The following is a 6,813-nucleotide window of genomic DNA, read 5'->3' as shown; positions in this document are numbered from 1 at the left end:
GTGTGGGGGAAGCGGGCCGTGAGGCGGGCCATGGGGTCGGTGGGGCGGACCGGGTCCGTGAGGGTCGCCTCCACCCAGGCGTCCTCGTGCCGCGCCAGCTCCGGGTCCGTCAGGAGGTGGTCCAGCGTGCCCCTGACGCGGGCCAGGGGCCTCGGGACGGGGCAGTCCACGCGGTCCGCCGTGACCTCACCGGCCGCGCCCAGGTCGATCAGCCACATGCTCTTGCGGTGCGTCGACTCCGAGAACGAGTACGGCAGGGGCGAGCCGGAGTAGCGGACGCGGGGGGTGAGGGTCTGGGCGCCGTGGAGGTGGCCCAGCGCGACGTAGTCGACGCCGTCGAAGACGCCCGCCGGTACGGAGGCGACGCCGCCGACCGTGATGTCCCGCTCGCTGTCGCTGGGCTGTCCGCCGGTGACGAAGGCGTGCGCGAGGACGACGGAGCGGGTGCCCGGCGCGCGCGTGGCGAGGTCGGCGCGGACGCGGTCCATGGCGGCGGCGAGGACCGCTTCGTGCCCGGCCCTCTCGACGCCGAACTCGTCCTTCACGAGGGCGGGTTCGAGGTACGGGAGGCCGTAGAAGGCGACGGCCCCGTGCGCGTCCGGGACGATCACCGGGGTGCCCGCCGACGCGGGGTCCGTGCGCAGGTGGATGCCCGCGCGGTCGATGAGCCCGGCGCCGACGCCGAGGCGGCGGGCCGAGTCGTGGTTGCCGGAGATCAGCACCGTCGGCACGCCCAGTTCGGCCAGCCGGTGCAGGGCGTCGTCGAACAGCTCCACCGCCGCGAGGGACGGGACCGCTCGGTCGTACACGTCCCCCGACACGACCACCGCGTCGACCTCGCGTTCGCGCGCGGTCGCCACCAGGTGGGCGATGAATCCGGCCTGGGCGCCGAGCATGTCCACCCGGTGGAACGCCCGGCCCAGATGCCAGTCGGAAGTGTGCAGGAGCCTCATGGTCACCGAGGTTAACGGCCGGGTCCGACATCCCGTGCGGCGTCAGGGACATCGGGGGTTCCTGCGGCTCTCACCCGCCCCTTCACGCCCCCTCACACCTCCCCGTACGCCTCCCCGCCCAGCTCGAAGCCGGCCGTCCCCGCCGTCGCGTCCGCGAGCCAGCTCCGGAAGGCGTCCACATCGGCGTCGGGCAGCCCGATCCCGATCGTGACGGCCTCCCCGTACCGGACGTCGCGGACCTCGCGCCCGGTCGCGCGCAGGTCGTTCTGGAGCTTGCCCGCGCGCTGGTGGTCGACGGTGAGGGTGGCGAGGCGGAAGCGGCGCCGGGTGATCGTGCCGAGGGTGTCGATGGCCTCGCCGACCGCGCCCCCGTAGGCGCGGATGAGGCCGCCCGCGCCGAGTTTGACGCCGCCGTAGTAGCGGGTGACGACGGCGACGACGTACCGCATGTCCCTGCGGGTCAGCATCTGGAGCATGGGGAGCCCGGCCGTGCCGCCCGGTTCGCCGTCGTCGCTGGCCTTCTGCACGGACGCGTCGGCGCCGATGACGTACGCCCAGCAGTTGTGCGTGGCGTCGGCGTACTCCTTGCGGACGGACGCGATGAAGTCCTGGGCCTCCCGCTCGGTGGCCGCCGGGGCGAGCGCGCACAGGAAGCGGGAGCGGTTGACCTCGGTCTCGTGCACGCCCGCGCGGGCGACGGTTCGGTACTCGTCCTGCATCCGGTCAGCCTACGGGGCGTCCGGTCAGTGCTTCCTCCCGCGCGGGACGATCACCGACGTCAGGAGCGCCGTCCCGCGCGCGAGCGTGCGCCAGGTCGCCGCGTGCCAGGCCAGGACGGCGATCGCGGAGGTGGGGAACTTCACGGCGACCCGCTCCAGGGTGTCGTCCACGCCGTCGCCCGCGAGGTCCAGGACCAGGTCCTCCAGGCCGGGGTTGTGGCCGACCAGGAGGAGCGTCTCGACCTCGGGCGGCGTCTCACGCAGGACGTCCAGGATCTCGGGGACATCGGCGCCGTACAGCCGGGCGTCGTGGCGTACGGGAGGCGGGGTGCCCCACTCCGCCGACGCCAGCTCCCAGGTACGGCGGGCACGTTCGGCTGTCGAGCACAGGGCGAGGTCGGGCAGACAGTCTGCCTCGGCAAGCGCCCGCCCGGCAGCGGGGGCGTCCCGCAGACCCCGGGGCCCGAGCGGACGGTCATGATCGGGCACCCCGTCGGGCCAGGCGGACTTCGCATGCCGCAGAACGACCAGCCGACGCAGGGCACCGGCACCGGCGGGAACGAAACGGCTCTCCTCGGGCTCGCTCGCGCGGGCACGCGTGAAGCCGACGCCGTCGCCTTCTGCGGCACCCCCAGCGCGGGCGCGCGCGAAACCGACGCCGCTCCCCTCCTGGCCACCTCCCGCGCGGGCACGGCCGGCATGGGCGTCGCCGCCTTCTCCGACACTTCCGGCGCGTGCGCGCGCCAAGCCGACACCACTCACGCCACCTCCCGCGCGGGCGCCTGCGAAACCCGCGCCGCCGTCTCCCGCGTGCGCGCGCGGCGCGTTCACGTCAGGGTCCCGAGGTCGCGGGCGAGGTCGAGGCCGAGGAGGCGGTCGGCGTACGCGTACGTCTCGAAGCGGGCGCCGTCGGGGAGGGTGGGGTCGGTCTCGACGGTGCGCAGGACGGCGAGGACCGCCGGGATGTCGAGGTCGTCCTCCCAGGCGTGGCGCAGGCGCGCGCGTACGGGGTCGGGGACCGGGCGTGAGGGGCGGCGGGCCCAGTCGGCGACGGCGTGCCGCCAGCGCGTCAGGGTCTCGCGGGCCTCGCTGACCGCGTCCTCGTCGAGCCTGAGGGCCGTCCCCCGGCGCACGGCGAGCAGCGCGAGGCGCAGGGCGGCCGGGTCGGTGTCCCAGGCCGCCGAGGGGCTCGTCACGCCCTCCACGGGGGCCACGGCGAGCACCAGCCCGTCGGGCCCGGCGGCGCTCTCCTGCGCGACGTGCACCACCTGGGCTTCCCCGAGTCCCGCCCCGACGTCCCGGCTGTCCTCGAAGGGCCGCGCCCCGAGCGCCACCGCCCCGGCCCGCAGCTCGGCCTGGTCCCGCTCCCCGGTGAGCAGCGCCCACACGGGCGTGCCGCCGAGTTCGAGCGCCCGCACGAGGAGGTCGGCGACGAGCAGCACCCTCAGCGACCCCGTCCCGTACCCCGAGGCATGCACCTCGACGCGGGTGAGACCACGGCGGACAGGGGCTGCGGAGACGGACTGGCCGGTACGGGCGTCGATGATGCGGAGCACGGGGCGAGCGTAGGCGGCCCGGCGCCCGCGCGCAGTTCGATGGAGCGGAAACGACGGGAAAGGCACGGAAACAGGACACCGGTGACACGTCCCGCCCGCGCGCGGGCCGTCGCCGCCCTCCCGCGCGCGTACGGACACCCCGGAATCCCCCGCACCCTCCGGAGGTTGGCACCAGCGACACTTCATCCGCGTCCCCTGGAGGCCACCCGTGTACGGCGACGAGGCAACGATCCGCAAGATCCTCACCGAGAGCGGCGACACCTGGGCCGTGGTGGGCCTGTCGACGAACCCCGCGCGTGCGGCGTACGGGGTCGCCGAGGTGCTCCAGCGGTTCGGGAAGCGGGTCGTGCCGGTGCACCCGAAGGCGGAGACGGTGCACGGGGAGCAGGGGTACGCGTCCCTCGCGGAGATCCCGTTCCCCGTGGACGTGGTGGACGTGTTCGTGAACAGCGACCTCGCGGGCGCGGTGGCCGACGAGGCCGTGGCGAAGGGCGCGAAGGCCGTGTGGTTCCAGTTGGGCGTGGTCGACGAGGACGCGTACGCGCGCACGCGTGCGCAGGGCGTCGACATGGTCATGGACCGCTGCCCCGCGATCGAGATCCCCAGGCTGGGCCGGTAGGCCGGAGGGCGTTGTCGGACCCGGCGGCCATACTGGCGGTGTGAACTCACCGTCCCCCGAACGCGTCCCGGTCGTCGTCATCGGCGCGGGCCCCGCAGGGCTCGCCGTCGGCACGATCCTGCGGGCCGCGTCGGTGGAATGCGTGGTGCTGGAGGCGGAGAGCCGCGCGTTCATCGAACAGCGCCCGCGCGCGGGCGTGCTGGAGGAGTGGGCGGTGCGCGCACTGGACCGCCGGGGCCTGGCGCACCGCCTGCTGGAGCGGGCCGAGCGGCACACGGCGTGCGAGTTCCGCTTCGGCGGTGCCGGGTACCGCTTCGCGTACGGCGAGCTGACGGGCCGCCACCACTACGTGTACCCGCAGCAGTTGCTGGTCACGGACCTCGTCCGGGAGTACGCGGACGTGCGCGCCGGGGACGCCCGTTTCGGGGTCCGGGACGTCGGGATCGACGGCCTCACGACCGGCCGCCCCACGGTGTCGTACACCGACCCCACGGGCGAACGGCGGCTGCTGCACTGCGACTTCGTGGTCGGCGCGGACGGCGCGCGCGGGGTGAGCCGTACGGCGATACCGGAGAGGCACGCGCGGGTGGCCCGGCACGACTACGGCATCGGCTGGCTGGCGCTCCTCGCGCAGGCGCCGCCGTCCTCGGACTGTGTGCTGTTCGGCGTGCATCCGGACGGGTTCGCCGGGCACATGGCGCGCAGCCCCGAGGTGACCCGGTACTACCTCCAGTGCCCGCCCGGGGACGACCCGGACGACTGGCCGCCGGAGCGCGTGTGGGCGGCCCTGCGGACGCGGCTCGCGGCGGCCGGCGCCCCCTCACCCGCCGAGGGCGAGCTGATCGAGAAGCGCGTCCTGGACATGCACGACTACGTGGTCGAGCCCATGACGTACGGGCGCCTCTTCCTCGCCGGGGACGCTGCGCACCTGATCGCGCCGATCGCGGCGAAGGGCCTGAACCTCGCGCTGCACGACGCGTTCCTGCTCGGCGACGCGCTGGTGGCCTACCTGCTGCGGGGCGACGGGCGGGGGCTCGACGGGTACTCGGACGCGTGTCTGCGCCGCGTGTGGGACTACCAGGAGTTCTCGCAGTGGCTGTCGGAGGTCTACCACGGCTCCGCGAGCGGTGACCCCTTCCGCGCGGGAACGTCGTTCGCGCGGCTGCGGCGGCTGTTCACGTCACCGGCGGCGGCCACGGCGTTCGCGGAGCAGTACCTGGGCAGCGCCGAGCACTACTGAGGCGGGCCCTACTGAGCCGGGCCCTGCTGAGGCGGTGTGTCCGAGCCCGTCTCGGTCATCCGGTGGTCCGCCACGTTCAGTGCCTCCGCGACCAGCCGCTCCAGGTGGCTGTGGCGCAGCGAGTAGATCACCCGCCGTCCCTCCTTGCGCGTGGTCACCAGCCCCGCCAGCCGTAGCCGCGCGAGGTGCTGGCTCACCGCCGGACGGGCCGCGCCGCACACCTCCGTGAGCGTCCCGACGTCCGCCTCTCCCTCCTTCAGGGCGTGCAGCAGGGTCAGGCGGGTGCGGTCGCCCAGCAGTGCGAGGAGTTCGGCGGCGAGGGCGAACTGTTCCTCGCCCGGGGTGTGTGGGTGCACATGGTGTGCAGATGAAAGGTGCATGCGTGCGCTCATACGCACATAATGCGGCGGAGGGCGGGGTAAGTCCAGGGCGAGGGAAGGGGAACGCGATGAGCGGACAGCACCACCACGAGCACGAGCACCCGCAGGGACACGAGCACGGACACGCGCACCCGCACCCACTCCGCCACCGCCTGGCCCACCTCCTGCGCCCCCACTCCCACGAGACCGCCGACAAACTGGACCCCGCCCTGGAGTCCTCCGCGCGCGGCATGCGGGCCCTGTGGATCTCGCTCGCGGTCCTCGGCCTGACCGCCCTCACCCAAGGCGCCGTCGTCGCCGTCTCCGGCTCCGTCGCCCTCCTCGGCGACACCGTACACAACGCGGCGGACGCGCTCACCGCCGTCCCTCTGGGCATCGCCTTCGCCCTGGGCCGCCGCGCGGCGACCCGGCGCTTCACGTACGGCTACGGCCGGGCCGAGGACCTCGCGGGCATCGTGATCGTGCTGACGATCGCGGCGTCGGCGGCGTTCGCGGGGTGGGCGGCGCTTGACCGGCTCCTGGACCCGCGTCCCGTCGACCACGTCGGGGCGGTGGCCGTCGCCGCGCTGGCCGGTTTCGCCGGGAACGAGTGGGTGGCCCGCTACCGCATCCGCGTCGGCCGCGAGATCGGCTCGGCCGCGCTGGTCGCCGACGGCCTGCACGCCCGCACCGACGGGTTCACCTCGCTCGCGGTGCTGCTCGGCGCGGGCGGCTCCGCCCTGGGCTGGCAACTCGCCGACCCCATCGTGGGGTTGGCCATCACCGCGGCCATCGTCCTCGTCCTGCGCGACGCCGCCCGCGAGGTGTTCCGGCGCGTCATGGACGCGGTCGACCCCGCCCTCACGGACCGCGCGGAAACAGCCCTCCGCGAGGTCCACGGCGTGCGCGACGTCAGCGAGCTGCGCCTGCGCTGGATAGGCCACCGCCTGCGCGCGGAGGTCGCACTCGTAGTGGACGGCGAGGCAACCCTCCGCGCGGCCCACGAAATCGCGGTAAACGCGGAACACGCCCTCCTCCACACCGTCCCCCGCCTCACAGCAGCCCTGGTCCACGCGGACCCGGCACCACAACAGGGCCTAGCGGACCCGCACTTGAGGCTGGCGCACCATGCCCGGGCGTGAGGGCGACGGACCGCACCCCGGCCGAGTCGGGCAGAGCCTCGCCGGACAAGCCGAGTCAGCCACCGAACCGAGCCCCACCGAACACCCCAGGGCAGCCACCGAACCGCGCCTCGCCGCGCGAGCCACGCCGACCTGGCCCGGACAAGGCACCCCGCCCACACGGCCCCGGCCAAGTGGGGCCCCGCCGAACGGACTTCACCCAACAGCGAGCCCCGCCCCCACCAC

8 protein-coding genes are annotated in these 6,813 nt (G+C 74.5%); 3 read left to right on the top strand and 5 right to left on the bottom strand.

Features of this window, described 5'->3' with window-relative positions; translation table 11 throughout:
* The 4 genes from AOK24_RS28500 to AOK24_RS28485 form a co-directional block, all read right to left on the bottom strand.
* Positions 1-953: exonuclease SbcCD subunit D (locus AOK24_RS28500; protein ID WP_055722923.1), on the bottom strand; the 953-nt coding region annotated here is incomplete at its 3' end.
* A 92-nt stretch (positions 954-1,045) separates the two neighbouring features.
* Entirely contained in the window at positions 1,046-1,672 is a 627-nt protein-coding gene (locus AOK24_RS28495; RefSeq protein ID WP_055722922.1) for a YigZ family protein, read from the bottom strand.
* 24 nt (positions 1,673-1,696) lie between these two features.
* Positions 1,697-2,212, bottom strand: a complete 516-nt coding sequence (locus tag AOK24_RS28490; protein ID WP_055722924.1) for a SixA phosphatase family protein — start codon at positions 2,210-2,212, stop codon at positions 1,697-1,699.
* A gap of 287 nt (positions 2,213-2,499) precedes the next feature.
* Positions 2,500-3,228 carry a hypothetical protein gene (locus AOK24_RS28485; RefSeq protein ID WP_055722921.1) on the bottom strand — a complete coding sequence of 243 codons (729 nt, stop codon included), beginning with the start codon at positions 3,226-3,228 and terminating at the stop codon, positions 2,500-2,502.
* 208 nt (positions 3,229-3,436) lie between these two features.
* Between AOK24_RS28485 and AOK24_RS28480 the strand changes: the two genes are divergently transcribed.
* Entirely contained in the window at positions 3,437-3,847 is a 411-nt protein-coding gene (locus tag AOK24_RS28480) for a CoA-binding protein (RefSeq protein ID WP_055722920.1), read from the top strand.
* Positions 3,848-3,887: 40 nt separating this feature from the next.
* Entirely contained in the window at positions 3,888-5,087 is a 1,200-nt protein-coding gene (locus AOK24_RS28475) for a 4-hydroxybenzoate 3-monooxygenase (RefSeq protein WP_055722919.1), read from the top strand.
* Between the two features lie 8 nt (positions 5,088-5,095).
* Here the strand turns inward: AOK24_RS28475 and AOK24_RS28470 are convergent, their stop codons facing one another.
* Positions 5,096-5,479, bottom strand: coding sequence for an ArsR/SmtB family transcription factor (locus tag AOK24_RS28470; protein WP_055722918.1), 384 nt, complete (start codon positions 5,477-5,479; stop codon positions 5,096-5,098).
* 56 nt (positions 5,480-5,535) lie between these two features.
* Between AOK24_RS28470 and AOK24_RS28465 the strand changes: the two genes are divergently transcribed.
* On the top strand, positions 5,536-6,588 hold the full coding sequence (locus AOK24_RS28465; protein ID WP_055722917.1) for a cation diffusion facilitator family transporter: 1,053 nt from the start codon (positions 5,536-5,538) through the stop codon (positions 6,586-6,588).
* Positions 6,589-6,813: the final 225 nt, after the last annotated feature.

The organism is Streptomyces niveiscabiei (assembly GCF_001419795.1).
GTDB classification, from domain to species: Bacteria; Actinomycetota; Actinomycetes; order Streptomycetales; family Streptomycetaceae; genus Streptomyces; species Streptomyces niveiscabiei.
Note: the sequence above shows the minus strand (reverse complement) of the source record. Positions and strands in the feature narration are given on the sequence as shown.